We start from the raw sequence: 26,053 nt of genomic DNA, 5'->3' as shown, positions 1-26,053 counted from the left end.
CGCTGTCGCATTCGGGATTTTTGGTGCAGATGGTGGGACTTGAACCCACACGCCCTTGCGAGCACTAGCACCTGAAGCTAGCGCGTCTGCCATTCCGCCACATCTGCATATTTATTTTTTCGAATGTGGTGCGAGTGACGGGACTTGAACCCGTACGCCTTATGAGCACACGCCCCTCAAACGTGCCTGTCTACCAGTTCCAGCACACTCGCGTCATCTTTTCGAGTCGCTTTCCTCGGCGACGTGTTATATTATACGGTATATCCCCAAAATTGTCAAGCATATTTCCACAAAAATTTTATTTATTTCAAATTTTCTATTTTTTACTGTTTCTGCACATTAAAATCAACCATCTGCAAGCAATTCCACCCTTTCGCTTTCTTTTGTATGCTTTTGCACAGTCTTGAAAAAATATAAAAATGTCGCATGAAAAAAGCACCCAAAACAAGTGTTTTGGGTGCTTTTGTTGTACAAACCAGAGTTCTGATAAGCGATAATTTAGCGCTTGGAGAACTGCGGAGCGCGACGTGCAGCCTTGAGGCCGTACTTCTTTCTCTCCTTCATTCTGGGGTCGCGGGTCAGGAAACCAGCAGCCTTCAGAGTGGGACGGTACTCCTCGGTGTTAGCCTGCAGCAGAGCGCGAGCGATGCCGTGACGGATTGCACCAGCCTGGCCGGTGAAGCCGCCGCCGACAACAGTGCACTCGATGTCGAACTTATCGGTGGTGTTGGTAGCCTCCAGCGGCTGACGAACGATCAGCTTCAGGGTCTCGAGGCCGAAGTAGTTGTCGATGGTGCGGTTGTTGATCTTGATCTCACCGGTACCGCCCGGGAACAGACGAACTCTTGCAACAGAGGACTTTCTTCTGCCGGTACCGTAGAAATATGCTTTCTTAGGCGTATACATTGTTCATTATCCTCCTTACAAGATTACTTTTCCCATGCTTCGGGCTTCTGAGCTGCATGACCGTGCTCAGCACCCTTGTAGATCTTCAGACGGGTCGCGGACTGGCGGCCGATCGAGTTCTTGGGCAGCATACCCTTAACAGCCAGCTGCATAGCCTTCTCCGGATTTTCAGCCATCAGGGTCTTGTACTGAACTTCCTTCAGGTGGCCAACCCAGCCGGTATGATGACGGTAGTACTTCTGCTCAAGCTTCTTGCCGGTCAGAATTGCCTTGTCAGCGTTGATGATGATGACGAAGTCACCGCAGTCAACGTGAGGGGTGAAAGTAGCCTTGTGCTTGCCGCGCAGCAGCATAGCAGCGGTAGCAGCGGTACGGCCGAGGGGCTTGCCTGCAGCGTCCAGTACATACCACTTGCGCTCAACGGTCTCTGCCTTTGCCATGAAAGTGGACATGATGCTTTCCTCCATATATTTTAAAATAATTTACAGCGAATATTGTGGTTCAGCTGATTTGTTTTTGCAATCAAAAGCGGCTCTTGAGGAGCCTTATTTATTAAACCATACCGAAATCGGAAAGTCAACAGCTTTTTTTCGTTTTTTAATTTATCTTCGGACAATCTCGCTCAATCTCTTTCATTCTCGCTTATACTCTTGTTTTCTCGCAACTCAATTTATTTTTTACCCTCTTGCCCTGTCGGTGGATTTCTGCTATATTTCCTTTAGACCAAAATCCGGACGCATATAGAAAGGAAAACCTATGCTGCAAAAACTATTATCTTTCACCCGCCGTGCGGTAGACCATTATCACATGATCGAAGAAGGCGACCGCATTGCGGTCGGTGTATCGGGCGGCAAGGACTCTCTGACGCTGCTGACTGCACTGGCCGGCCTGCGCCGGTTTTATCCCAAAAAGTTTGAAGTCGTGGCAATCACCCTAGAGATGGGTTATGATGCCATGGACTTCTCCCCTGTTCAGGCGCTGTGCGATGAACTCGAAGTAGAATACATCCGTATTCCCACCCAGATCAAGCAGATTGTATTTGACATCCGCAAGGAAGAGAATCCCTGCTCGCTGTGCGCCAAGCTGCGCCGCGGCGCACTGCACGAGGCTGCCTTGCAGGCTGGCTGCAAGAAGGTCGCGCTCGGTCATCACTTTGATGACGTGGTCGAGACCTATATGCTGTCTCTGATGTACGAGGGCCGTATCTCGTGCTTTAAGCCGGTCACCTACCTTGACCGCGTCGGTGTCACGCTCATTCGTCCCCTAATCTATACCCCGGAACATTATATCCGCTCGTTTGCAACCCGTAACAACCTGCCGGTTGTGCATAATCCCTGCCCGGCTGATGGCAATACCAAGCGTCAGGAGGTCAAAGACCTGCTCAAGACCTTGGAAAAGCAGAATCACGGCCTGCGCGAGCGTATCTTCGGCGCAATTCAGCGCTATCCGCTGGACGGTTGGGACGCGGATACCACACGCTATAAACTCTAAGCACCGTCCAAATCCCGCCCGCAGGCGAAATAAAGCTTTCGCCGGCCGTTCTCGAAAGGCCGCGGGTTCTTAGGGCAGAGCCCTGAGTCGCGGCTCGCAAGCCGCGAAACTCCCCTTTTGAAACCCGGTGTCCGCCCCGGGTTTCAATAAAACTTTCGTTCAAAAGCGCGCTCCGCAGAGCGCAAGACACCCCGATTGATTTCCGCTATCGAATCCAGAAATCCGCAAAAACGGATATAATAGGAAAAGACCACCCGTTTGGGTGGTCTTTTCCATGAGCGGCCATTGGCCGCGGAGTATTGCGCGACTTGCGAGTCGCGCTTTTTTTATTTATTTTGGTTGATTCCGGTCGTTGACCGGAATCAAAAGGAGATTTCGCCATCTGCGGATGGCGACTCAGGGCTCTGCCCTGAGGACCCGCAAGCCTTTCGAGAAAGGCTTGAGCGAAAGCTTCATTTCGCCCACGGGGCGGGTTTTCCTTACTTTGCAGCTGCCTCGGTTGCCGGAGCTGCCTCAGTGGTAGCCTCTGCTGCGGTCTCAGTCGTTGCGGTCGTCTCAGCCGGAGCGACTTCGGTTGCCGGAACAGTCTCAGTCGACTCTTCCTTTGCCTCGAACTCAGCCATAACCGACGGTACAAACGCGTCAGTGGTCTTATTCTTTGCGATATAACCCATCAGCTCGCTGAACATGAGATCAGCCTTGCTCATTGCATCATTTGCGATGGTCTCAGCCAGCTCGGTGGTATAATCTGCTGCCTTATCCTCATTCTTTGCCATCAGAGCAACGACCTCAGCGTCTACCTGCTCCTGCTTTGCGATCAGTGCATCCTCGTAAGCATCCCAGTATGCGCGTACGCCTGCACCGTACATCTCACGGTTGAGCTCAGCAACTGCGGACAGGCTGCGGAACTTCCAGTAAGCAGAATCTGCATCGTAGTCGATCGCCTCGACCTGGTATGCGTCTGCGGTATCATTGATGTTGCCGAAGGACGGCAGGTAAACCGAGTGCTCGGGGTTGCCCATAGTCATCCACAGCAGGCCGCCCAGCTCCTTGGGATACTCATCCTTAAACTGTACGATGTGTGCCTCTGCGCTGCGCTCGGTGCCGATGGTGCGGACAGAGCTGTCCTTCTCGGGGGTCTTCTCAGTGCCCTCGTTGCGGTAACGCTGCAGCTCCATAACGTCCTTGACCGAAATCTTCTCGCCGTCGTCCGGGGTGAAGAACAGATCAAATACCGGTGCGTCGTAGTCTACTGCATGGCCGAGGAAGTTCTGACCAGCCCAGACACGGTCACGGTTGCCGCCGGAAATCGGCTCAGAGTAAGACAGCGCTGCATGGAACTTGCCGTTGTACTCCTGATAAATACCGTTCTGCTTTGCAAACTCGATCAGATCCTTGGAAGCAACATAGCTCTCTGCGTTGTTCAGATCAACATAACCGAGCATAAAGCAGTTCGGGAATACAGCAACTGCATTGTCCGGTACCTTATATGCTGCGAAGCGGTGACCGGTGTAGATCTCAATGTACCAAACCTCGTCCTTGTCCGAGATGGTGAAGATGTTGCCCTCTGCGGCGCCCTTCTCGTTCAGGATGTCGACAACCAGGTTGACACCCTCTCTTGCGCTCTTGACGCGGGGCAGGATGACATCGACAATATCAGCCTCACGCAGGCCATCTTCTACGTACGGATCGGCAGCCTGTGCCTTCTCATTTGCGCTTGCAGAGACGGTTGCATCGACGCTCACGCCGTACTCGTTGAAACCGATCTCACCATAGTAGCCGTCAGCCTGAATGTCGGTATCCGGCACAGAGGTGTATTGATATGCAACGCTGGGCTGCGGATAGGTGAAGCCGGTGCTCACATCCTTGAACATCTCGCCGGCCTTATAGGTCGTACGGGGATGAACAATGTAGTTCTTGGCGTGGTTGCCCGAAATATCCTCGGTACGTGCAACAATCGTGCTGCCGTCGTCGGTCCAATCACTTCCTACAATGGTACCAGTGCATGCAAAGGCCGAGGTGATGGAAGTCAGCGCCATCAGCGAGGCCATAACCATTGCTGTCGTCTTCTTTTTCATAAATCATTCCCCTTACTTTCGCCGTTTGACGCGATACCCCAAGCGGTGAATATTTAATCATTACATTTACATATTTAATCACAACTGGAAAGAAAATGCAAGAGGAATTTTACCTGTCACGAAAATTTATTTTATGGAACTGGTTTCAAGCACCCAGGAAACCTAAATGTTCCAGCAGAATCTTGACACCCAGCAAAACAAGCACGATACCGCCTGCAGCTTCGGCATAGGACTGGAAACGCTCACCAACCACGCGGCCAAGATAGATGCCGCCCGCCGAAATCGCGCAGGTGATGCAGCCAATCAGGGTAACAGCGGGCACGATGGACACATCCAGAAAGGCGAAAGTCACACCGACAGCCAGCGCGTCGATACTGGTTGCCACGGCAAGCGGCAGCATGGCACGCGGGCCGAATGCAGCGTCCATCGGTGCGTCCTCGTCGTCGCTTCGGGACTCACGAATCATATTCACGCCGATCAGCGCCAGCAGAACGAAAGCGATCCAGTGGTCGAACGCGCTGATGAGCGTCTGGAAGCGGATGCCCAGCAGGTAGCCGATGAGCGGCATGAGTGCCTGAAAGCCGCCGAAATACAATCCGACTGCAAGCGCATGTTTGGGCTGCACGCGGCTGACCGACAGGCCTTTGCAGATGGACACGGCAAGCGCGTCCATGGAAAGACCGATCGCAACCAGAATCAGTTCCAAAATTTGCATACAATGTTCTCCTTTTTCTCGGTTCCTCCCCGGCTGATGCGCCGGGTGCTCAAAAAAATCCCCCGGCTGTTATTCCGGGGAATTTTCCCGTCCCATTTGTCTCGCACACCACAGGACGTACCTATTATATTACTATTTTTTGCCATCGATTGCAAGCGCGAACCACGCGCCTCACTCGCACCGCAGCTGGAAATCGGGCTCGGTTTTGAGGTCAAACTGTACCGGCGTATCCCGCTCGCACAGGGTTTTCAAATCCACATACTGAATGTTCTGGTTTTCGTAAGTCGTCCAGTAGAATCGACCGGACTCCGCGCAAGCGACTGAGGTATAAAGGGTCGTGTCGAACGCGCTGTCGTCCTCCCGTTCATCATTCACACGCACCATGCCAAGCGGAAAAGCTGCGCTCTCCATGAGTCGGAAAATACGCGCAACGCCGCTTTGTTCATCCTTGCCCTTTCTGCCATACTCACGCAGCATGCACAGGCGCACAAAGCGCGACGGCGAAGACCAGTCTCCCGGGATGCCCTGCGCACCGCTGCCCGAGAAACAGGGTTCTAAATGATTGCCGCACAGCGTACGCTCTCCGTAATCCAGATCGCGTATTCCGGCATAGTTGAGCAGATTGAGTCGGTGCCATGCGTAACTCGGGCTATTGGTCATTACACCGACCGTGTCTCGATAAATATGCAGACCGTCCGCATCGGACTCGACCACCATACTCTCCCCGGTTCGGTCACTGAACATCCAGTGCAGCGTCGGCACTGCTCCCATCATGGGCACAGACACCAGCGTCAGGTCGTGTTCGAGCATCTTGGCTGCCTCGTGTACGCTCTGGCACTGGGCAAGCAGATGATAGACCAGCATGGGCGGCTGGATGGGCTTGGTGTCCGGCCGCGCTGAATCAGGGTAATGCGCAAAGCAGCGATAATACAGCTGTGCGCCCATGAGTCCGTGCTCATTGACGCCCTCGTACAGAATCGGCTGACCGGCCATCAGGCCAATGCCCACCGCGGCATACTGCGCACGGTATCCCGACGGCTGCCCGCTGCAAAGCTCATACGCCGAACCGCGCGGCGCAAAGGTCACGCTGGTGCCGGGTGCCATTCCGGTAAAATCCATATTGCGTGCAAACAGGTGCTTGCCGTCCTGCGTGCTCCAACTCAGTGCGCTGCATCCGGCTTCCCACATGGGATGTTCTTTCATGCGACTGCCTCCTTATTTATATATGGCATGTGTCTTCAGTCTATGCATTTTTCGATTATTCCAACCAATATCAATGCACAAAAGCGAGCGATGCCCTCACGGTGCACCGCTCGCTTCTCTTTATTGCATCATAATACGGGTCATGTGGATGGTCAGATAGATCAGTTCCTCCCGCGGAATCTCCACACCCAGGTTCTTCTGCACGTATCCAACAATTCTGCGCGCACAGGCGTACGCCTCAGGATTTTGTTCGAGTACCGGCTCCAGTACCGCGATATCCTCACTGCCCAGCATCTTTCGATCGAGTACACGCTCGATAAAATACTGCATGTGGGTCAAAAACCGCGCATAATGCACCGAATTCTCGTCAATCTTCCTGCCGAAGGACAGCTGGATGATGCCGTAGATGTCCTTGAGCATGCGCATGGCCTGCATGGTGCGCTCCATGTCGGGATTTTCGGTCTGTGCATTGACCAGATGGAAGGCGATGTTGCCCGCTTCCTCCTCGGGCAGCTCAATCTGAAGCCGCTCGTTCAGGAAATCCCGTACCTGCTGTCCGACGGCGTACTCCTGCGGATAAAAACGCCGTACTTCCCAGAGCAGACGATTGGGCAGGACGATGTGCTTCTGACAGCGCTCAATGGCGTAGACCAGATGGTCGAACAGGGTCACAAAAATCTGATCGTTGAGCCGTCCGGGAAACTGCTCATGAGCCAGCTGCAGCGCTTCCTCAATCACCTCGGCCGACTCGGCCGGAACATCGCGCAAAAGCTGCATATAGCGCTGTGCAACGCCCTCGTCGCGCAGCACGAACACCTTCTGCACATGCTCACGGCTCAGTTCCTGTCCCACCTGATTGAAAAAGCGCAGACCCTTACCCATGACGACCTGTTCCTGCCCGTTCTCATCGCAAGCCAAGATCAAATTGTTGTTCAAGATCTTTTGTACGATCATGCCCTTACCCCTTCTATGCGGAAAATTCTCCTTTCCTTATTTTACAGGTTTTTTCCGTTTTCAGCAATGGTCTTTTGATACCAGTAGAAACTATCTTTGGGCAGGCGGCGCATGCTGCGGCAGTCCTGTTCGTCGCGGTCGACATAAATGAAGCCGTAACGCTTGGCATAGCCCTGATGAGTGCTCACCACGTCGAGTGCAGACCACGGACAGTATCCCATCATCTGCACACCGTCGGTGATGGCCTCGCGCATGGCGTGCAGGTGCTGCTCGTAAAACTCGATGCGGTACGGGTCATGGATGCTGCCATCGTCCTCGAGCACGTCGGGTGCGCCGATGCCGTTTTCGGTAATCAGAATAGGCAGATGGTAGCGCTCGCACACCTTGCGCAGGGTGTAGCGGAAACCGGTCGGGTCGATGACCCAGCCATACTTGGTCTTGCCGACATAGGGATTCTCGGCTGCACGGTATACGCCTTCCTCACCGAGCATAATCTGCTGGTCACCGGCACGCGCGGACACGTCGGACGCATCGCCGCGGCTGGCAGCAATGGTGGCGGTCGAATAGTAATTCATGGCGATAAAGTCGGGATGTGCATCCGAGAGCGTCTCCCGGTCACCCGGCTGCACGTCGGGCATCAGGCCGCGGTCTTCCAGATAGCGCACAGCGAGCGGATGATACCAGCCAAAGACCGGCACGTCGGCAAAGTTCCAGCAGCGCAGCACCTCCCAGTTGTGTGCCGCAATGGCGTCCTCCGGGCGGCAGGTCTCGGGATACATGGCGGTCAGATTGAGCGCCGGGCCGATTTTAGCCTGCGGGCACATCGCATGACACAGCTTCATGACCCGTGCCTGTGCGAGCATCATGTGATGGTTCATCTGATACAGCTCGCGGCGGCTGGGCAGCACACCGCCCTTGGGCAGGCCGATGGCACCCGGATGCAGAATCATGGTGTTCTGCTCGTTGATGGTCAGCCAATACTTGACCTCATCGCCGTATTCCTCAAACAGCACCCGGCAGTACGCCTCAAACGCATCAATGGTCGCACGGTTCAGCCAGCCGCCCTGCTGTTCCAGACACCACGGCAGATCAAAGTGGTACATGGTCACGATGGGCTCGATATCATACTTTCGGCAGGCACGGATGACCGCACGGTAGTGCTCGACACCGGCTCTGTTGACTTCTCCGGTCCCGTTCGGCAGAATGCGCGTCCAAGCAATAGAAAAGCGGTATGCCTTGAGTCCCATCTGGGCAAACAGCGCAATGTCTTCCTCAAAGCGGTGATAATGGTCGCTTGCGACCGTAAAATCGGCATAGCCTGCCGGGTGCTCGTACATATCAATGATAGACGGGCTCTTGCCGTCGGCATTCCATCCACCCTCGACCTGATAGGCCGAGGTGGACGCGCCCCACAGGAAATCCTGCGGAAAATCGAGCAGTTTCTGATAGATCATAAATGGACTTCCTTTCTTACTTCACGGTCAGAACGGTCTGACCGGGCTTGACATCCTGACCGGTGACCGTCTCGATGGACGAATAATCGTCGGTATTGGTCAGGATGACCGGGGTAACAGTCTCATATCCGGCCTGTTCAATGGCGTCCTTGTCAAACGAGATCAGCAGATCGCCCTTGTGTACGCGATCGCCTGCCTTGACGTGTGCCTCGTAGTACTGATCCTGCAAGTTGACCGTATCGATACCGATATGAATGAGAACTTCCATACCGTTGTCAGCGTTCAAGCCAATGGCGTGCTTGGTGTCAAAGATCGAAGCGACTTCACCGTCGAACGGCGCGTAAACCTTGCCCTCGGTCGGCTGGATGGCCAAACCGTCGCCCATGACCTTCTGAGAGAACACCGCATCGCTGACTTCCTCGAGCGGGATGGCGTGGCCTGCCAGCGGAGCAACTGCCTGTGCAGCCTCTGCCTGTACCTTGGGCTGGGACGGTGCTACAGGTGCAGTCGGTGCTGCCTTGTCTTCCTCGTTTGCCGGATCGTCAAAGCCCATAATCCAAGTTGCGACGAAGGCTGCGACAAAGGAGATGACGCAGGTGATGACTGCATGGACGATGTTCATGGGATTTTCACCGATGAATGCAGGCAGGGCTGCCAGACCGGGCGATACGAACGCATAGCGTACCAGACCGGACAGGCCTGCATAAATACCGCCGATACCGCCGCCGATCATGGAAGCGATGAGTGGCTTTTTGAGCTTGAGGATGACGCCGTACAGGCAGGGCTCTGTGATGCCCATGACAGCGGTGAAACCGGAGGAGAATGCCAGCTGGCGCAGCTGATGGTTCTTAGACTTGCAGGCAACGGCCAGCGTTGCGCCGCCCTGTGCGATGTTGGAGGCCAGCATGCCGGGGCCGTTGACGATCTCATAGCCCAGAGAGGAAATCTGCACGGTTGCAATCGGAGTCATTGCCCAGGCCGTACCGGTCAGGACGAGGAAGGGCTGGAGTGCACCCATGAGCATGGGCAGCAGCCAGCTTGCAGTTGCGTTGATGGCATTTGCAGCGTTCTCAATGAGCGTATTGAGGAAGGCACCGAAGGGGCCGACGATCAGCAGCGCAATGGGTGCCGAAATGAACAGAATGATCAGCGGTTTGAGGAAAAACTTAATGATGGACGGTGTGTATTTTTCTGCCAGACGCTCGACGTAAGACATAATCCAGATGCTCAAAATGATCGGGATGACCGAATACGAGTAGTCAACCAGACGCACCGGGATGCTGAAAAAATCGACGGCTTCGCCTGCACTGACCATGCCGCTCCACGACGGATGCAGCAGCGCACAGGCCAGGGTCATTGCCAGCACCGGATTGCATGCGAACTTGATTGCCGCACCGTAAGCCAGCAGAACGGGCATGAAGTAGAAGGCTGCGTCCGAAATAAAGTTCAGAATCTGGTAGGTCGAGCTGCTGTCGCTCAGGCCGCACAGGACCAGAATGGACAGGACAGCCTTAATCATACCGCCACCAATCAGCGCCGGGATAACCGGTGTGAAGGTGGTCGAGATGACACTGACGATGCGGTTGATGATCGAGGGCTTTTTCTCGGGCGTGGTGTCCTGCGCGGTATTACCGCCGGTCGCCGTGCCGCCCATCTCATCGATCAGGGCACGGTAGGGCACCGGTACGTCGTTGCCGACAACGACCTGGAACTGTCCGCCCTTCTCCACGACACTGATGACGCCTGCGGTCTTTTCGATCGCCGCTGCGTCCACCTTGCTGCGGTCATGGAACTCAAAACGCAGACGGGTTGCACAATGGGTCAGTTTGCTGATGTTCTGTACGCCGCCGACCAGCGGAATCAGATCGTACGCGAGTTTTTTGTAATCCATAAAAATCCCCTTTCTTTGGCTGTCTGCGGTCTCGAACTCGCGCCGGCGCCTTGCGCAAATCCCCTCTGCGAGCACAAAAAAAGACCACAACAAAAGCACCATCGAATCCGATGATTTTTTGTGTGGTCTTGCCTGCATTACCAGTAACAGCCATTGTCTTCAATTGCTGTAATTACTCTATCAAACTCACAGAACAAAGTCAACGAGCAAGTCTGACAAATAATTGATGCAGAACTTGTGCAGTCTGGCGAAGTCCTCTCGTTCAGCTTCCGGTCTGACCGTGCCTTGCACCGTTGCCCTGTCCATTGCCTTTTCCGCTTCCATAGCCGTTTCCGGCACCATTTTCAGCGCCATTTAAGCCGTTTCCATTGCCGTTTTGACCATTTCCGCCATTCTGTGCCCCCTGTCCGCTCGTCTGACCGGTCGAATCGGTTCCCGACAGCGTTTGTTCCAGCTGCCGCAGCTCGGGCATGGACAGTCCGCGCACATCGTCGACTGTCAGGCTGGGGTCAAGTGCCTGCAAGGTCAGCAGCATGCGGTATTTGCCGAGCGGCAGATCGCTCTCTCTGGCCGCGTCCAGCGTGTCGGCATCGGTCATATAGCAATGCACCTGCTTTTGCGCGGCGGTGCAGTTCTGCACAGCTTGCAGCATGCTCTCGCACTGGCCAGAATCCTTCCCAGCAACGCCAATGGACACCCCTTCCCCGTCCGCCTGTGCGTCCAGCACGACTTGCAGAGCATTCAAATAGGGCATGTGATCGACTTGCAGCGACTGCGCCAGCGCACAGCCCGCCTCGTCGGTACCGCGCACGGCGATGACGCGGTCAAAGCGGTTGACGCTGAGCTCGAGCGCTGCGGACGATTCAATACTGATGGCCGAAGTCGGGGTCAAATACGCCCAGCCGCCCACACCCAGCATCAGACACATCATGCAGACCAAAACGGCCGCCATGCGCCGAACCGGTCTGCGCTCGGGTGCTTGTCTGCGCTTTTGTGCCAGAAACATCTTGGTCTGTTCCTTTAATTTTTCATCCGCGGTAATCTGATCAAACGCATCCCGCACGCGCTCACGCATCGTCATCCCCTCCCAACTTTTCTTTCAGCAGTCCACGCGCTCGGGTCAGGCGCGTATAGATGGTGTTTTCGTTCTTTCCCAGGATCTTCCCGATCTCCGGCGCGGTATATCCCTCATAATAGTGCAGATACACGACATCCCGGTACTGTGCAGGCAGGGACAGAACGGCTTCGAGCACTTCACTGTGCCCGGGTGCAAGGTCGGCAGGTTGGTCGAGCAGGGTGTCCAGCGACACCGTCCTGCTGCGAAAAAAGCTGCGCAGCAGATCCCGGCAGGCGTTGAGCGTCACGCGGATAACCCAGGCTTTCTCGTGTTCCTGACTCTCAAACACGGTCGTACTGGTCAGATATTTCAGAAATACAGTTTGGAAGATATCCTCGGTGTCGGCATGATTTTTCAGATGAATCATGCACAGTCGACGCACCAGATCGGCATACCGCTCGACCGCCTCATTGGTCTCCTGCTCACTTCTCATACCTTCACCCCCATCCAAAGTATTACCGCATGCAGCCGCCTCCTGCACCTCGGCCCATGCCGCGACCCTGACCGCGCATCATACCGCCGCCAGCCGCGCGATTGTCGCACACGCCGTCGCCGTCGGCATCCACATAGCCTGCGCCCTGTCCGTTTGTTCCTCGATTGTCACAGATGCCGTCTCCATTGGCATCCACAAATCCGACGCACTGGCCATTGCCTGCACAGTTATCACAAATACCATCACCGTTGGCATCGACCCAATTCACCGTGCGGTTGTCACACACGCCGTCGCCATTTGCATCGACATACCGGCTCTGTCCGCCCCAGGCCACTGCACTGGTCGCACCAATCATCAGCACCATTGCCGCTGCCGCAGCGCTCATCCATCTCTTTTTCATCGTATTGACCTCCTTTGTATGAGTGGTTTCACTTCTCATACGATTGAGGCAGGCAAATCCGTTCAAACTTTTCAAAAAATTTTTTGCGTTTTCTTTCATTATACACGCCACGCACTTGGCGCGCAAATCGACTTCTTATTATATAAGTATCAAACGCCCGAACGCCGCCTGCATGATACAGACGGCATCCGGGCGTTCGAAAAGGGTAAGAAGAGTAGAAGATCAGTTTCGCAATGAAGTGTGTTTAATTAGTGAAAGGGGTTCTCGGTCGGGTACGGCAGGGATGCGGGCTGATTGTAGGCGATATCAGTCACGCCGAGGTACTTAAAGACCTCGAACAGAGCCTTGCCATAGTGACCGAAGGCAACCGCACCGTGATGCGGGTACTGCTTTTCGATGAGCACATGACGGTAGAAGCGATCCATCTCGGGGATTGCAAAAATGCCGATGGAACCGAAGGACTGGGTCGGAACGTCCAGTACCTCGCCCTGTGCAACGTATGCACGCAGCTGGGTGGATGCGGTGGACTGGAGACGGAAGAAGGTGATGTCACCGGCCTTGATGTCGCCTTCCATGGTGCCACGGGTGATGTCGGGCTCGGGCAGATCGGGCTCGAGGTCGCGCTTCATAATCAGCTGGTAGCCCATGTGCGGGTTGCGCAGCAGGCTCGGGCAGGTGTTGCCGCAGTGGAAGCCCATAAAGGTCTCGCGATGACGGTACGGAACCTTGCCCGCGATGGACTCTTCATACATGGAAGCCGGTACCGAGTTGTTGATATCCAGCAGGGTGACAGCCGAACCGGATACGCAGATACCGATGTACTCGCTCAGTGCGCCGTAAATATCAACCTCGCACGAAACCGGAATGCCGCGGCCGGTCAGGCGGGAATTGACATAGCAGGGCACGAAGCCGAACTCGGTCTGGAATGCAGGCCAGCACTTGTTTGCAAAGGCTGCGTACTTGCTGGTTCCCAGATGCTCAGCCATCCAGTCCTCGAGGGTCAGCTCATACTGTGCCAGACGGGGCAGGATGCCAGCGAACTTGCTCTCGCCGTTGCCAGCCTCGGCAGCCATCTCAGCCATCTTCGCCGGGATGCGCGGGTCATCCTTATGCTTGTTGTAAGCAACCAGCAGGTCAAGCTCGGAGTGCTCCTCAACGGCGACGCCCAGATCATACAGTGCCTTGATGGGCGCATTGCAGGCCAGGAAATCGTTCGGACGCGGGCCGAATGCGAAGATTTTCAGACCCTTGAGGCCAATCAGCGCGGTGGCAATCGGTGCAAACTCGCGAATCTGCTGTGCAGCTTCCTCTGCGGTTGCGCACGGATAATCCGGGATGTACACGCGCTTGCCGCGCAGACCCAGGTTGTAGGATGCGTTGAGCATGCCGCAGTATGCGTCGCCGCGGCCATCGTGCAGGTCACCGTCACCTTCGGCAGCCGAGGTGTACATGATCGGACCGTCGAACCAGTCTGCGATCATGGTCTCGGGGGTCTCGGGACCGAAGTTGCCCAGGAATACGCACAGTGCGTTCACGCCGTGTGCGACAACATCGTCAACCGCCTTGCGTGCGTCAACTTCATTCTCGACGCAGATCGGGCACTCGTACAGGCCCTCGCCGAACGCACGGACAACGTTGGAGCGGCGCTTTTCGGACAGTGTAATCGGGAAGCAGCTGCGGCTTACCGAGATGATACCAAGTTTGAGTTCAGGAATGTTGGTCATTTTATGTTCCTCCGTTCTCATCTCTTTGCGGATAAAAAAATTCAGATCAGCGACGCGATGTCGGGGTTTTCACCTTCAAGGCCGACAAATGCGCCCTGTTTTGCCTCGTTCGTGTCAGAATGTGCAATCAGCCACTTGTTGCGTGCCCAGAGCAGCTTATCCTCGGTAAGTGTACCGGTGCCGTCGGGCTTTTCGGTGTTGGTACCGCGCGGCAGAACGACTGCAACGCGGAAGCCTGCGCCCTTGGCAGCGTCACAGGGAGCATAGTGCAGCGTGGTGGCGTACAGCTCGACCGCCGTGCCAGCCGGTGCACGGAACGCACGGATGGACGCGGTGTCCAGCTTGCCGTCTGTGATATCGCTCTCCAAACCGACCAGAAAGACCATGTCGTCGGCCACAATGTTGATCTCACTGTCTCTGTGGTACTCCACACAGTTGAGCTTGGTGTTGGAGCCGTTGCAGTAGCCGATCTGGATGGGCATGCCGCCGTATACGCTGTCGCGCAAAGTGTCAAACACCGGCAGCGCCTCGAGCTGTGCTGCCGACGGAACGTAGACAACTGCATCCTCCGGCTTGTCGGTGGTCTTGCGCAGCGTGTCCAGCAGTTCGGTGCAGTCTAGGTCTGCAATCACACGGCCATAGGGTGCAAATGTCGTATCGAAAACGCTCATGATTTGCATGATGAATTCTCCTTTACAGCTTAGCCAGCGCGGCATAGCTGTCACGCAGGGCGGGATACAAAGTCTGATACAGGGTGTAGTACTTGTTGTACTGTGCAGCGTCGGTCTCGTTCGGCATCTGAGGCTTGCTCGTGCGGATGACCGCCTCGCAGGCTGCCGGGACGCTCTCATACAGGCCAGCGCCCACGCCTGCCAGCAGCGCAACACCCAGCGCCGGGCCTTCGCGGCTGACTGCGGTCGAGACGCCGCAGCCCAGCACATCGGCCAGCATCTGCCGCCACAGCGGACTGCTTCCGCCACCGCCGCAGGCAACGATCTCTTCGCTGGTCACGTTCATGCCGCGCAGAATTTCCATGCAGTCGCGCAGCGAGAAAGTGACACCCTCCATAACCGCACGAATCATCTCGGCACGGGTGTGGATGGCCGACAGGCCAACGAATGCACCGCGGCAATCGGGATCAAGATGCGGGGTGCGCTCGCCCATCAGATAGGGCAAAAACAGCAGACGTTCAGAACCCACCGGCACTTTTTCTGCCATCTGGGTCATCAAGACATAGGGATCGATACCGCGCTTGTCGGCCTCCTCCATAATATCCCGGCACAGGTTATTGCGGAACCACTGGAGCGATGCACCGGCTGCCAGAGTGACACCCATGACATGCCACGCACCGGGTACCGCGCAGCAGAAGGTATGCACGCGGCCCTTGGGGTCGATGGACAGCGAGTCGGTATGTGCGAAAACCACGCCCGATGTGCCGATAGTCGCGAATGCACGTCCGTTGACCACGACACCGGTGCCGACTGCCGCTGCGGCATTGTCGCCTGCGCCGCCGACCACGATGGTGCCCTCGGCCAGACCGGTCTCGGCTGCCGCCTGTGCGGTCACACGGCCGGTCACTTCCGGGCTCTCGTAAACCTTGGCGAGTAAGGATTTATCGATCTCGAGCTTTTCCAGCACCTCATCCGACCAACAGCGGTGGGGTACATCCAGCAGACCCATGCCCGATGCATCGGACACCTCGGTGGCGTACTCGCCGGTCAGCATCAGACGGATATAGTCCTTGGGCAGCAGGATATGACGGCACTTTGCATAGATTTCCGGCTCATGCTTGCGCACCCACAGGATCTTACCGGCGGTAAAGCCGGTCAGTGCCGGGTTGGCGGTCAACTCGATCAGACGTTCCTTGCCGACCCGCTCGTGGATTTCCTCGCACTCTTTGGCTGTGCGGCCATCACACCACAGGATAGCCGGACGCAAGACCTGATTGTTCTCATCCAGCATCACAAGCGAGTGCATCTGACCGGAAATGCCGATGCCCTTGATGTCCGACGGCTGGATGGCGCTGTCGCGCAGCACCTGGGAAACGCCGTGGCGTACGGCGTCCCACCAGTCATTCGGGTTCTGCTCTGCCCAGCCGTTCTGCGGCTGCTGCATGGGATATTCGTAAGTTGCACTTGCGATCACACCGCCCGCGGTGTCAAACAGCGCGGTCTTGGTGCCCGAAGTGCCGACGTCAATGCCAAGTAAGTAATTCATGCGTTACGCCTCTTCTCTTAAAATCAGCGGGACTTGTTCTGCTTCTTGCTGACGACATCGAATACAACTGCGCCCAGCAGTACCAGGCCCTTAACGACCTTCTGCCAGTTTGCGTCGATGCCCAGGATGGACATACCGTTGTTCAGAACGCCCATGAAGATTGCGCCGATGACTGCGCCGCCGACCGTACCAACACCGCCGTATGCCGAAGCGCCGCCGATGAAGCACGAACCGATTGCGTCCATCTCATAGTTGGTACCAGCAGAGGGCGCTGCCGAGTTGAAACGACCGACGCAGACCAGTGCTGCGACAGCGGACAGGAATGCCATGTTGACGTACACGCCGAACATAACCTTCTTGGTGTCGATACCGGACAGCTGAGTAGCCTTCATGTTGCCGCCGAGTGCATAGATATGACGGCCGGATACCGTACGGGTGGTGAAATACTGATAGATGAATACAACGACTGCCAGCAGAACCAGAACGGTCGGGATACCCTTGCTCTGGCCGAGCAGGTAGAAGACTGCCATGATGACTGCACAAATCACAACCAGGCGGCCGATCATCAGGCCGGCAGCTTCGGTTGCATAGCCCTTACGCTTTTTCTGCATCTGGCCGAACAGGGTGACAGCGACCAGTGCTGCGCAGCACAGTGCACCAACGATGAGCGAGACGCTCATAATGACTGTCTTGCTGGCATCTGCGCCGGGCAGATAAGAGGTAAAGTACTTGAGGTATTCTTCCGGGAAGGGCGAAATGGTGGTGCCATCCAGAATAATGGTTGCCAGGCCGCGCCAGATCAGCATGCCGCACAGGGTGCAGATGAAAGGCGGAATGTTGACGTAAGCAATCCAGAAGCCCTGCCAAACACCGACCAGCAGGCCGATGACCAGGCACAGAACGATAGCGAGGTAAATGTTCATCTCCCATTTGACGATGAACGTACCAGCGACCGCGCCGATCAGGGCAACGATCGAGCCGACCGACAGGTCGATGTTACCGCCGGTCAGGATGCAAAGCAGCATGCCGGTCGCGAGAATGACGACGTAGCTGTTCTGCATGATGAGGTTTGCAACGTTGGTCGGTGCGAACAGCGAGCCCTTGCCCGCGCTCATAATCAGCACCTGGAACAAAGCCATGACGATGATCAGTGCCACCAACATGGTATTTTTCTTCAGTGTATCCTTCAGTTTAGTCATTGTTTGACACGCCCTTTCCGCTTGTTTGCAGGATACGAGCCATAATGGCCTCGCTCGTCGCCTCTTCGATCGGGAATTCACCGACCATGCGTCCCTCATTCATGACATAGACGCGGTCGGACATACCCAGAACCTCGGGCAGTTCGGAAGAAATCATAACGACGCTCTTGCCCTCGGCGACGAGCTGGTTGATGATCGTGTAAATCTCATATTTTGCGCCGACATCGATACCACGGGTCGGCTCGTCCAGAATCAGGATATCCGGATCGGCAAACATCCACTTTGCCAGCAGAACCTTCTGCTGATTGCCGCCCGACAGGTTGCCGACGTTTTGCTCGACGCTCGGGCACTTGGTGCGCAGCTTGCTGCGGTAGTCCTCCGCAACCTGTACTTCCTTATCCCGGTCGATAACGCCATGATTGGACACCTTATCCAGCTTTGCAAGCGTGGTGTTGACGCGGATGGGGTTGGTCAGTACCAGACCGTTGCCCTTTCGATCCTCGGTGACGTAAGCGAGCTTTGCATTGATGGCTTCCTTGACCGTCTTGAGGTGGACTTCCTTGCCGCCGATGGTCAGCGTGCCGGTAATGTGCGAGCCGTAGCTGCGGCCAAAGATGGACATAGCAAGTTCGGTGCGTCCTGCGCCCATCAGGCCGGAAATGCCTACAACCTCGCCCTTGCGGACGTTAAAATTGACGTTGTCTACCACCTTGCGACCCTCGTAGATCGGATGGTACACCGTCCAGTCCTTGACTTCCATTGCGATCTCACCGATATGCGGCGTGCGCTTTGGGAAGCGGTCGGACAAATCACGGCCAACCATGCCCTTGATGATACGCGCCTCGGAAAAGTCATCGACACCCTTGGTCAGCGTCTCAATCGTAGAACCGTCACGAATGACCGTAATCTTATCTGCTACGTAAGAAATTTCGTTGAGCTTATGCGAGATGATGATACTCGTCATGCCCTGTTTTTTGAATTCCAGCATCAGATCGAGCAGCTTCTGGCTGTCCGATTCGTTGAGTGATGCCGTGGGCTCATCCAGAATGAGCAATTTTACATTCTTGGCCAGCGCTTTCGCGATCTCGACCAGCTGCTGTTTGCCTACGCCGATGTCCTTGATCAGCGTATGGCTGGACTCAGTCAGGCCAACCTGCCGCAGCAGTTCATCTGCACGGTGGTAAGTCTCGTCCCAGTCGATGCGTGCCTTGCTTCCTCGTTCATTTCCGAGGAACATATTCTCTCCGATACTCAGATAGGGTACCAGTGCCAATTCCTGATGAATGATTACAATGCCCTTGGCCTCGCTGTCCTTGATGGTCTTAAACTGACAAACCTCACCATTGTACAGGATATCGCCTTCATAGCTGCCATAGGGATAAATGCCGCTCAAAACATTCATCAGCGTGCTTTTTCCCGCTCCGTTCTCACCAACCAGCGCATGAACTTCGCCCTCCTCAACTTTGAGGTTTACGTTGTCCAGCGCGCGAACGCCGGGAAACAGCTTTACAATGTTCTTCATTTCGAGAAGAGTCTTTGCCATTTGCTTCACTCCCGTTTTTACATAAAATTCGGGCGGGGCAGCGTTACACCGCCCGCCCGAATCTATTAAAGGTTACGCAACATCCTCTGCGGTGTAGTAGCCGCTGTCAATCAGGATCTCTTCGTAATTGTCCTTGGTTACGATGACCGGATCACACAGGTAGGACGGAATGATACCGGTGCCGTTGTCGTAAGTCTCGGTGTCGTTGATCTCAGGCTCGGTGCCCTTAACGATGGCATCTACCATCTTGACCGTTGCATCTGCCAGGGTACGAGTGTCCTTAAAGACGGACATGGACTGCAGACCGGAAACCAGATTCTTGACGTTGGGCTTATCGCAGTCCTGACCGGTGATGATCGGCATGTTGTCTGCGGTGTAGCCTGCTGCCTGGAGGGCATTCTGTACGCCGTAAGAAGTGGAGTCGTTCGAGCACAGAACTGCGTCGAGCTTGACGCCGTCGGGGCCGTAGCCAACAGAAGTGATGATGTTCTCGAAACGCTTCTGTGCTTCCTCAGTCGACCAGTTTGCGGTCGCGCACTGTGCCTTCTCGGTCTGACCAGAGGGAACAACCAGCTTGCCGCTGTCGATGTACGGCTGGAGCACGTCCATTGCGCCGCCGAAGAAGAAGTTTACGTTGTTATCGTCCGGTGCGCCGGTGGTCAGCTCGATGTTGAACGGGCCTGCTGCATTGTCGAGATCCAGTGCATCGCGGATGTACTCGCCCTGCATCTGACCAACCTTGTAGTTATCGAAGGTTGCGTAGTAGGAAACTGCATCCGAGTTCATAATCAGACGGTCGTAAGAGATGACCGGAATGTTGTTCTCGGAAGCACCCTTGAGCGCCTCGGTCAGTGCCGAGCCGTCGATTGCTGCGATAACCAGTGCGTCGCAGCCGCCTGCGATCATGTTCTCGATCTGGGATACCTGGGTCGGAATGTCGTTGTCGCCAGCGTACTGAAGGTCAACCGTATAGCCCGCAGCTTCCAGCTGTTCCTTCATGTTGGTACCATCCTGATTCCAGCGCTGCAGCGACTGGGTCGGCATGGAAACACCGATCTTTGCTGCGCCTTCGGCAGCCTCGCCGCCGTCAGCTGCTTCGCCGCCATCGGAAGCACCGCCGCCTCCGCATGCCGTCATGCTCAGCGCCATGGTACCTGCCATCAACATTGCCAGTAACCGTTTTTTCATTTTACCGCACTCTCCTTTTTCAATTTCCCGGTTTTAAGTAAAAGGAATTTGTTAAATTACTTTTGTAAATATCCTTTACTTAACTTATGGTGATATCATACATCTGTGTTTTTGGATAGTCAATAGTTTTTATCTATTTTACATATTTTCAGTAGATTGCCAAAAAACTCATTTCCGTATTTGTAAACTTTTACCGCTCCATCTCCACTCAATTTGCCATTATGCACAAAAAAGAGGGCGTTCTCTTGTGAGAACGTCCTCTTTCCTTCTGTCCAATTTCGACTTTTGTTAAATACTTTTCATAAAGTCTGCGATGAAGTGGAGTGCGACACCGACGCAGTTCGCCCGGTCACCGCAGCGTCCCAGATGCAGATAACTGCCGTCATCGTCAAAACTGCTGCGCATACTCAGACGCGCGACCAGATCGGGCAAATACTCCTCGAGATAGGGCGTGATCGTACCACCCACCACGACCGGGCAGTCCATCATCATGCGAATATTGTTGATACCAACCGAAAGCGCGTCCAAATAGTTCTTCCAGACGGCAAAATACTGCTCATTTCCCTCGTGCAGACCGCGGAAAAAGTCCTCGACCGAAATGTCCAGATCGTCGCTCAGGCGCGCGGTCGAGCAGTACGCTTCCAGACAGTCATGCCGCCCGCAGCTGCACCCCTTACCGTTTGACGCGATGCACATGTGACCAAACTCAGCGCTGCGGCGCTGGACACCGACGTAAGGCTTGCCGTCAATGAGCAGTGCCCCGCCGACACCCTTGCCGATAAACAGATAGGCCATGGTCTCAAACGACGCATGATTCCACCACTCGGCAAAACCGCCTGCGTTGGCATCGTTTTCCACGAAAACCGGATAAGGCAGCAGCTCGGTCAGCAGAGACAGACGCATTTTGCGCAGTCCGAAAACCGGAACGACTTCGATCATGCCGTTTTCCTCGTCGATGATGCCGGGCAGCGTGATGCCCACACCCAGCAATCGGCCGCGATCGAGCGAAAAACGATCCAGAAATTCTTCCAGTGCACGCGCCATGCGCTGCCGGTAACTCACATCATTGCTGAACGGACAGGCAATCTTTTCGTATGCAATCACGTCCGCCCGCAAATTGACTGCCGCCAGACGGATGTGCTTGGGCGACAGCTCGATGCCGACGGCAAACTGTACGTCAGCACACATCTGCATGCTGCGCGCACGCCGTCCGCCGTTCGAGTCGATGAGTCCTGCATATTCGATCAATCCCGCGTCCATCAGCTCGCGCAGATTCTGCGTTACGGTCGGCAGCGAGAGCGAAAGGTCATTTGCAATATCCTGCTTGGTTTTCGGGGTCTGTGCATCGTAAAAATATCGGTAAATGTTATTTCTATTTTGTCTGCGCAGTTCGGCAGTTGATATTTTACGGCTTTGTGCCATAGGAACACCCCATACTTTTGTAAAAGTCTTTTCGTTTATGAGATTATACCATTCCCACGGACAGAACACAAGCACTTTGTTAATTTTTTCACTTTTTTCAGCCTTTTTCTGCATCCTATACTTTTTGAGCCATAGGTGTCTTTTCTTTTCTCGCATAAAGTGTTATGATACCATCAGAATCATCTGTAAGGAGGCATTTGTATGGCAGGCATCAGACAGGAACCCTTCGGCAAGACAGCGGACGGCCATGAGATCATGCGATATTGGCTTTCAGACGGCGTGATCTCGGTCGGTATTTTGAACCTCGGCGGCACCATCCAGTCGGTTCTGGTACCCGATCGCAGCGGAAAGATGATTGATGTTGCACTGGGCTATGACGATGTGCACAGCTATGAAGTGCAGGACAAGTTCATCGGCGCACTCATCGGCCGCTTTGGCAACCGCATCGCACGCGGTAAATTCTCGCTCGACGGCAAGGACTACACCCTGCGCACAAATGACGGACGCAACCACCTGCACGGCGGACAGGGCTTTGACAAGCGGCTGTGGAATGTTCAAACGGACGGCGACAGCCTGGTGCTGACCCTGACCAGTCCGGACGGCGACGAGGGGTACCCCGGCACGTTACAGGTCTGCGTGCGCTACACCGTGGCAAACCGTGCGCTTATCATCGACTATCAGGCACAGACCGACGCACCCACCCTGTGCAATCTGACAAACCATGCTTACTGGAATCTGTCCGGTCACGACGCAGGCTCGGTCGGCGATCAGAAAATCACCCTAAATGCGGACTATTTCACACCGGTTGATAACGAGGCCATCCCACTGGGTACACTCGCACCGGTCACCGGCACTGCACTCGACCTGCGCACTCCGACCGCCATCGGCGCACACTGGGATGACCCGGACGAGCAGCTGCAAAACGTCGGCGGCTACGATCATAACTTTGCCCTGCGCGGTTCGATCGGTTTCCTCTCGCCCACGGCAGAGGTCACTTCTCCGGCGACCGGCATCACCATGCAGGTGGAAACCACCCTGCCCGGCGTGCAGTTCTACACCGGCAACGCGCTGGAAGGCGCTCCCAAGGGTAAAAACGGTGCAGTTTACGGACGACGTGCCGGCTTCTGCCTGGAAACCCAGTTCTACCCCGATAACATCCATCACCCCGACTGGCCGCAGGCCATCCTGCGCCCGGGTGCGCTTTGGAAGCACCAGACCATCTACCGCTTCCCGGCAATCTAAATTTTATCCATACACACAAAGAGGACAGTGCAAGCGCACTGCCCTCTTTTTATCTCCGGTTTTATGAAATGCCATAAAGTGCACCATAGGTGCGCTCCAGATACTCTAGGAACGGCTGCGCATCCAGCCCGGTTCCGGTCAATCGGTGCATCAGCTCGCCCGCCGTGTAACAGCAGCCGTACTGCCAGATTTTGTCCTGCATCCATACGTAAATCGGCTGCAAGTCACCGCGCGCCATGCGTGCATCCATGTCCGGAATGTCTTCGTGCATGGCTTGCAGGATCTGTCCGGTGTAAATGTTGCCCAGCGCATAGCTCTGGAAATAGCCAATGTAATCGCCCGCCCAGTGCATGTCCTGCAAGACACCCTCGGTATCGTTTTGCGGACGGATGCCCAGATAGCCCTCATACTTGTCATTCCACGCCTGTGCCATGTCATCTGCCGACAGTTCCCCGGCAAAATAATCGCGCTCAAGCTCAAACCGCAGAATGGCGTGCAGGCTGTACGTGACCTCGTCAGACGAGATACGGCGCGGTGTGGGTCTCACCTGATGGGTTACTGCATAGAACGCATCGAGCGAAATGTCGCGGAAGGGTGCAAGTTCCGCTTGCAGCTGCGGATAATAATGTGACCAGTACGCACGGCTGTGACCGACCATATTCTCGAAAAATCGTGCATTTGCCTCGTGGAAACCGCCCTCAACACCGCCCCACAGACCGGCATCGATGATTTCCTGACTGCTGCCGCTGGCGTACATCGCGTGACCGGCCTCGTGCAGATAGGTGAAAATCAGATTGTAGCTGCCGTTTCGATAGGTGGAAACACGCGCATCCCGCGGCCCCATAAAGGAGGTAAATGCGTGCACGACACGGTTGTTGAAGCTGCCGCGTTCGGATGAATAGCCCAGTTCACGCGCCAGGCGCTGGGCAAAGCGTTCCATCTGTTCGGGATCACAGTCCGGGATGGGTACGGTCTCGGGTGCGTGACCGGTTTGCAGCCGATTGAGCAGGCTGCGCAGACCGGTTTTCAGGCGGTCGAACTGCTCGGACACCTCCTGCACCTGCAAACCCTCGTCGGTCATGCCCACCAGTGTCTCAAATGCAGGTGCGTCCGGGTTGATGGACAGTGCAATCTGCTTTTTGAGATCGAATGCACGTGCAAGATATGGACGGAAAATCCCATAATCCTGCGCCTGACGCGCCTGCTTCCAAGCGTTCATGCACTCGGCTTTCATCAAATTGTATTCACGCAGCAGATCGACCGGCGTGTGCACAGCGTTGCGATAGCGTGCACGGAAGATGCGCACCAGCGCGCGGTCGATGTCGTTGTCCAGCTCTTCGAGCTTGACACCCGACAGAAAATCAGCTACTCGACGAGCTTGGTCTCCGCAGTACAGCGCATTTTTCTGTTCCCCGATGAACGCCGCGGTCTGCTGGCGATAGGCCGCACCCTCGGCGGGCAGCATCGACCACTGGTCAAGCTCAAACAGCGACTCAATGCTCTTATAATGGCGAAATTGTTCATTTAACTGCCGAATACTGTGCAGACAGTCCTGATATCTCATGGTTCAGCCTCCCTCAGCGGTAATTGTCCAAAATGCAGGTGTGTGCATACACCTGACCTTCCTTCATGACAAACGCACAGTCTAAAAGTGCCTTGTCATCGGTCAGCAGATCGCGTCCCCAAGCCGAAATATCGGCCAGCTTACCCGGTTCAATGGTGCCGATCTTGTCAGAAAGTCCCAGAATTCGAGCATTTTCCGCCGTTGCGGCGCGCAGTGCGCGGTACGGCGATACGCCATTGCGCAGCCATGCCGAGTATTCGCGTCCGCACTCGTAATTCTGATAGCCGACCACAAGGTCGGTGCCGTAGCCAAGACGCAGGTTGCTGTCAATGAGCGCCTTGCGGCCTTCGACCAGCGCTTCGCGATAATAGCGCAGTTTACGCTGGAATTCGGGTGATTTCTGCGCCAGTTTTTCTTCATCCAGCAGAATAATCTCGTCATACGGGCAGAAGGTCGGCACGACATAAATGTCTCGTTTTTCCAGCAAGCGGATGGTGTTGCGGTCGACCATGGACGCGTGCTCGATGCCGTCAATGCCCATCTGTGCCAGGGTGGTGACCAGCTCGGCCGTGTAGGCGTGGGCGGTCACCGTGGTGTGCAGCGAGTGTGCGGTATCGATGATGGCACGCAGCTCGTCATCGGCTAACTGCTTGTCCTCGGGCGAGTCGTTGGGCGTAAAAAATCCGCCGGTTGCCATAATTTTAATGAAATCCGCACCGATTTTGACCTCGTGACGCACGGCATCGCGGAAAAACTCGGCGCCGCTGCCCATCGTCGGGTATTGCTGTTCCATAAAGCGGGACAGTGCAGGATTGGTCGCGATGCTCTGGGTGCTGTCGCCGTGGCTGCCGGGCGCGCACAGGAAGTGCGGTGCGACGACCATGCGTGCACCGTCAATGAATCCGGCATCAATGGCGCGGCGCACGTCGAGCGAGTAGTCCTCACGGAACCAGCCGACGTGGCGAATGGTGGTAAAGCCACCGGCCAGCGCACGGCGAGCGCATTCGGCAGTCGCCAGCGCGCGCATGCCGTCCGAGTAGTACACCGCGTCCTTAGGAATCTCGCGCCAATCAAAGAAGGCAGCGTGCACGTGCGCGTCGATCATACCGGGTGTGACCGTCAGTGCGGTCAGGTCGATGACTTCACAGCCCTGCGGGGTCGCGGTATGCGCACCGACCTCCAGAATGGTCTTGTCCTCGATCAGAATTTCTCGATTTTCTTGTATTTCGTCTCGGATGCCGTCGTACAGCCGTCCGCAGAGCAATTTTTTATAACCCATATTTCTCTCCTCTTTCGATGGGAAAAGGGCCGC

Annotated in this window: 22 protein-coding genes and 2 tRNA genes; 2 read left to right on the top strand and 22 right to left on the bottom strand. The window is 55.4% G+C overall.

What is annotated here, in order from left to right; translation table 11 throughout:
- Window positions 1-21: 21 nt before the first annotated feature.
- The 4 genes from B5F17_RS03160 to rplM all read right to left on the bottom strand — a co-directional run bounded on the left by B5F17_RS03160 (window position 22) and on the right by rplM (window position 1,358).
- Window positions 22-107: transfer RNA gene (locus B5F17_RS03160), tRNA-Leu, on the bottom strand.
- A gap of 19 nt (window positions 108-126) precedes the next feature.
- A tRNA-Leu gene (locus B5F17_RS03155) sits at window positions 127-212 on the bottom strand.
- A gap of 286 nt (window positions 213-498) precedes the next feature.
- Window positions 499-906: a 30S ribosomal protein S9 gene (gene rpsI, locus B5F17_RS03150; RefSeq protein WP_016147301.1), complete on the bottom strand. Its 408-nt coding sequence runs from the start codon at window positions 904-906 to the stop codon at window positions 499-501.
- Between the two features lie 23 nt (window positions 907-929).
- On the bottom strand, window positions 930-1,358 hold the full coding sequence (gene rplM / locus B5F17_RS03145; RefSeq protein WP_016147302.1) for a 50S ribosomal protein L13: 429 nt from the start codon (window positions 1,356-1,358) through the stop codon (window positions 930-932).
- Between the two features lie 304 nt (window positions 1,359-1,662).
- Here rplM and B5F17_RS03140 point away from each other — a divergent pair, with 304 nt between their 5' ends.
- On the top strand, window positions 1,663-2,397 hold the full coding sequence (locus B5F17_RS03140; RefSeq protein WP_087370702.1) for a tRNA 2-thiocytidine biosynthesis TtcA family protein: 735 nt from the start codon (window positions 1,663-1,665) through the stop codon (window positions 2,395-2,397).
- A 479-nt stretch (window positions 2,398-2,876) separates the two neighbouring features.
- Here B5F17_RS03140 and B5F17_RS03135 read toward each other — a convergent pair whose 3' ends face one another.
- From B5F17_RS03135 to B5F17_RS03060, 16 genes are all read right to left on the bottom strand, one after another.
- Window positions 2,877-4,475 carry a C69 family dipeptidase gene (locus B5F17_RS03135; RefSeq protein WP_087370699.1) on the bottom strand — a complete coding sequence of 533 codons (1,599 nt, stop codon included), beginning with the start codon at window positions 4,473-4,475 and terminating at the stop codon, window positions 2,877-2,879.
- Window positions 4,476-4,620: 145 nt separating this feature from the next.
- Entirely contained in the window at window positions 4,621-5,190 is a 570-nt protein-coding gene (locus B5F17_RS03130; RefSeq protein ID WP_087370696.1) for a manganese efflux pump MntP, read from the bottom strand.
- Between the two features lie 171 nt (window positions 5,191-5,361).
- Window positions 5,362-6,393 (bottom strand): linear amide C-N hydrolase, encoded by a 1,032-nt coding sequence (locus tag B5F17_RS03125; protein WP_087370694.1) that lies wholly within the window; start codon window positions 6,391-6,393, stop codon window positions 5,362-5,364.
- Window positions 6,394-6,513: 120 nt separating this feature from the next.
- The gene (gene licT / locus B5F17_RS03120; protein ID WP_087370691.1) at window positions 6,514-7,347 is read right to left on the bottom strand and encodes a BglG family transcription antiterminator LicT; all 834 of its coding nucleotides are present in this window, start codon (window positions 7,345-7,347) and stop codon (window positions 6,514-6,516) included.
- A gap of 41 nt (window positions 7,348-7,388) precedes the next feature.
- Window positions 7,389-8,801 (bottom strand): glycoside hydrolase family 1 protein, encoded by a 1,413-nt coding sequence (locus tag B5F17_RS03115; RefSeq protein WP_087370688.1) that lies wholly within the window; start codon window positions 8,799-8,801, stop codon window positions 7,389-7,391.
- A 16-nt stretch (window positions 8,802-8,817) separates the two neighbouring features.
- Complete coding sequence (locus B5F17_RS03110) at window positions 8,818-10,692, bottom strand: beta-glucoside-specific PTS transporter subunit IIABC (RefSeq protein WP_087370685.1); 1,875 nt, start codon at window positions 10,690-10,692, stop codon at window positions 8,818-8,820.
- Between the two features lie 262 nt (window positions 10,693-10,954).
- Window positions 10,955-11,767: an anti-sigma-I factor RsgI family protein gene (locus B5F17_RS03105; RefSeq protein WP_087370683.1), complete on the bottom strand. Its 813-nt coding sequence runs from the start codon at window positions 11,765-11,767 to the stop codon at window positions 10,955-10,957.
- On the bottom strand, window positions 11,760-12,242 hold the full coding sequence (locus B5F17_RS03100; protein WP_087370680.1) for an RNA polymerase sigma factor: 483 nt from the start codon (window positions 12,240-12,242) through the stop codon (window positions 11,760-11,762). The genes B5F17_RS03105 and B5F17_RS03100 overlap by 8 nt, the downstream gene beginning before the upstream one ends.
- 22 nt (window positions 12,243-12,264) lie before the next feature.
- Complete coding sequence (locus B5F17_RS14990; protein WP_206396690.1) at window positions 12,265-12,642, bottom strand: hypothetical protein; 378 nt, start codon at window positions 12,640-12,642, stop codon at window positions 12,265-12,267.
- Between the two features lie 248 nt (window positions 12,643-12,890).
- A complete protein-coding gene (locus B5F17_RS03090) occupies window positions 12,891-14,366 on the bottom strand; it encodes an L-fucose/L-arabinose isomerase family protein (protein ID WP_087370677.1) in 1,476 nt (491 codons plus the stop codon).
- 41 nt (window positions 14,367-14,407) lie between these two features.
- Window positions 14,408-15,046 (bottom strand): DUF4867 family protein, encoded by a 639-nt coding sequence (locus B5F17_RS03085; protein ID WP_087370674.1) that lies wholly within the window; start codon window positions 15,044-15,046, stop codon window positions 14,408-14,410.
- A 13-nt stretch (window positions 15,047-15,059) separates the two neighbouring features.
- Window positions 15,060-16,583, bottom strand: coding sequence for a xylulokinase (gene xylB / locus B5F17_RS03080; protein WP_087370671.1), 1,524 nt, complete (start codon window positions 16,581-16,583; stop codon window positions 15,060-15,062).
- A gap of 23 nt (window positions 16,584-16,606) precedes the next feature.
- A complete protein-coding gene (mmsB, locus tag B5F17_RS03075) occupies window positions 16,607-17,782 on the bottom strand; it encodes a multiple monosaccharide ABC transporter permease (protein ID WP_016147316.1) in 1,176 nt (391 codons plus the stop codon).
- On the bottom strand, window positions 17,775-19,325 hold the full coding sequence (gene mmsA / locus B5F17_RS03070; protein ID WP_016147317.1) for a multiple monosaccharide ABC transporter ATP-binding protein: 1,551 nt from the start codon (window positions 19,323-19,325) through the stop codon (window positions 17,775-17,777). Before mmsA ends, mmsB begins: the two co-directional genes overlap by 8 nt.
- Before the next feature lie 72 nt (window positions 19,326-19,397).
- Window positions 19,398-20,513 (bottom strand): multiple monosaccharide ABC transporter substrate-binding protein, encoded by a 1,116-nt coding sequence (gene chvE / locus B5F17_RS03065; RefSeq protein ID WP_016147318.1) that lies wholly within the window; start codon window positions 20,511-20,513, stop codon window positions 19,398-19,400.
- 288 nt (window positions 20,514-20,801) lie between these two features.
- The gene (locus B5F17_RS03060) at window positions 20,802-21,935 is read right to left on the bottom strand and encodes an ROK family transcriptional regulator (protein ID WP_162608060.1); all 1,134 of its coding nucleotides are present in this window, start codon (window positions 21,933-21,935) and stop codon (window positions 20,802-20,804) included.
- 201 nt (window positions 21,936-22,136) lie between these two features.
- Here B5F17_RS03060 and B5F17_RS03055 point away from each other — a divergent pair, with 201 nt between their 5' ends.
- A complete protein-coding gene (locus B5F17_RS03055) occupies window positions 22,137-23,177 on the top strand; it encodes an aldose epimerase family protein (protein WP_087370665.1) in 1,041 nt (346 codons plus the stop codon).
- Window positions 23,178-23,238: 61 nt separating this feature from the next.
- Here B5F17_RS03055 and B5F17_RS03050 read toward each other — a convergent pair whose 3' ends face one another.
- Together B5F17_RS03050 and B5F17_RS03045 are read right to left on the bottom strand one after the other, a co-directional pair.
- Window positions 23,239-24,741, bottom strand: coding sequence for a gluzincin family metallopeptidase (locus tag B5F17_RS03050; protein WP_087370663.1), 1,503 nt, complete (start codon window positions 24,739-24,741; stop codon window positions 23,239-23,241).
- Between the two features lie 13 nt (window positions 24,742-24,754).
- Window positions 24,755-26,020, bottom strand: coding sequence for an amidohydrolase family protein (locus tag B5F17_RS03045; RefSeq protein ID WP_087370660.1), 1,266 nt, complete (start codon window positions 26,018-26,020; stop codon window positions 24,755-24,757).
- Between the last annotated feature and the right edge of the window lie 33 nt (window positions 26,021-26,053).

The sequence above is a fragment of the Butyricicoccus pullicaecorum genome (assembly GCF_002160355.1).
GTDB lineage: Bacteria > Bacillota > Clostridia > Oscillospirales > Butyricicoccaceae > Butyricicoccus > Butyricicoccus pullicaecorum.
The sequence above is the reverse complement of the archived record's forward strand: the minus strand, read 5'-3'. Positions and strand labels throughout refer to the sequence as shown.

Coding starts and splice junctions, on each gene's coding strand:
- B5F17_RS03130 (WP_087370696.1), bottom strand. CDS start 5,190: ATGCAAATTTTGGAACTGATTCTGGTTGCGATCGGTCTTTCCATGGAC.
- B5F17_RS03110 (WP_087370685.1), bottom strand. CDS start 10,692: ATGGATTACAAAAAACTCGCGTACGATCTGATTCCGCTGGTCGGCGGC.
- B5F17_RS03140 (WP_087370702.1), top strand. CDS start 1,663: ATGCTGCAAAAACTATTATCTTTCACCCGCCGTGCGGTAGACCATTAT.
- rpsI (WP_016147301.1), bottom strand. CDS start 906: ATGTATACGCCTAAGAAAGCATATTTCTACGGTACCGGCAGAAGAAAG.
- licT (WP_087370691.1), bottom strand. CDS start 7,347: ATGATCGTACAAAAGATCTTGAACAACAATTTGATCTTGGCTTGCGAT.
- mmsB (WP_016147316.1), bottom strand. CDS start 17,782: ATGACTAAACTGAAGGATACACTGAAGAAAAATACCATGTTGGTGGCA.
- xylB (WP_087370671.1), bottom strand. CDS start 16,583: ATGAATTACTTACTTGGCATTGACGTCGGCACTTCGGGCACCAAGACC.
- B5F17_RS03115 (WP_087370688.1), bottom strand. CDS start 8,801: ATGATCTATCAGAAACTGCTCGATTTTCCGCAGGATTTCCTGTGGGGC.
- B5F17_RS03135 (WP_087370699.1), bottom strand. CDS start 4,475: ATGAAAAAGAAGACGACAGCAATGGTTATGGCCTCGCTGATGGCGCTG.
- B5F17_RS03090 (WP_087370677.1), bottom strand. CDS start 14,366: ATGACCAACATTCCTGAACTCAAACTTGGTATCATCTCGGTAAGCCGC.
- chvE (WP_016147318.1), bottom strand. CDS start 20,513: ATGAAAAAACGGTTACTGGCAATGTTGATGGCAGGTACCATGGCGCTG.
- rplM (WP_016147302.1), bottom strand. CDS start 1,358: ATGTCCACTTTCATGGCAAAGGCAGAGACCGTTGAGCGCAAGTGGTAT.
- B5F17_RS03125 (WP_087370694.1), bottom strand. CDS start 6,393: ATGAAAGAACATCCCATGTGGGAAGCCGGATGCAGCGCACTGAGTTGG.
- B5F17_RS03085 (WP_087370674.1), bottom strand. CDS start 15,046: ATGCAAATCATGAGCGTTTTCGATACGACATTTGCACCCTATGGCCGT.
- B5F17_RS03050 (WP_087370663.1), bottom strand. CDS start 24,741: ATGAGATATCAGGACTGTCTGCACAGTATTCGGCAGTTAAATGAACAA.
- mmsA (WP_016147317.1), bottom strand. CDS start 19,325: ATGGCAAAGACTCTTCTCGAAATGAAGAACATTGTAAAGCTGTTTCCC.
- B5F17_RS03045 (WP_087370660.1), bottom strand. CDS start 26,020: ATGGGTTATAAAAAATTGCTCTGCGGACGGCTGTACGACGGCATCCGA.
- B5F17_RS03055 (WP_087370665.1), top strand. CDS start 22,137: ATGGCAGGCATCAGACAGGAACCCTTCGGCAAGACAGCGGACGGCCAT.
- B5F17_RS14990 (WP_206396690.1), bottom strand. CDS start 12,642: ATGAAAAAGAGATGGATGAGCGCTGCGGCAGCGGCAATGGTGCTGATG.
- B5F17_RS03060 (WP_162608060.1), bottom strand. CDS start 21,935: ATGGCACAAAGCCGTAAAATATCAACTGCCGAACTGCGCAGACAAAAT.
- B5F17_RS03100 (WP_087370680.1), bottom strand. CDS start 12,242: ATGAGAAGTGAGCAGGAGACCAATGAGGCGGTCGAGCGGTATGCCGAT.
- B5F17_RS03105 (WP_087370683.1), bottom strand. CDS start 11,767: ATGCGTGAGCGCGTGCGGGATGCGTTTGATCAGATTACCGCGGATGAA.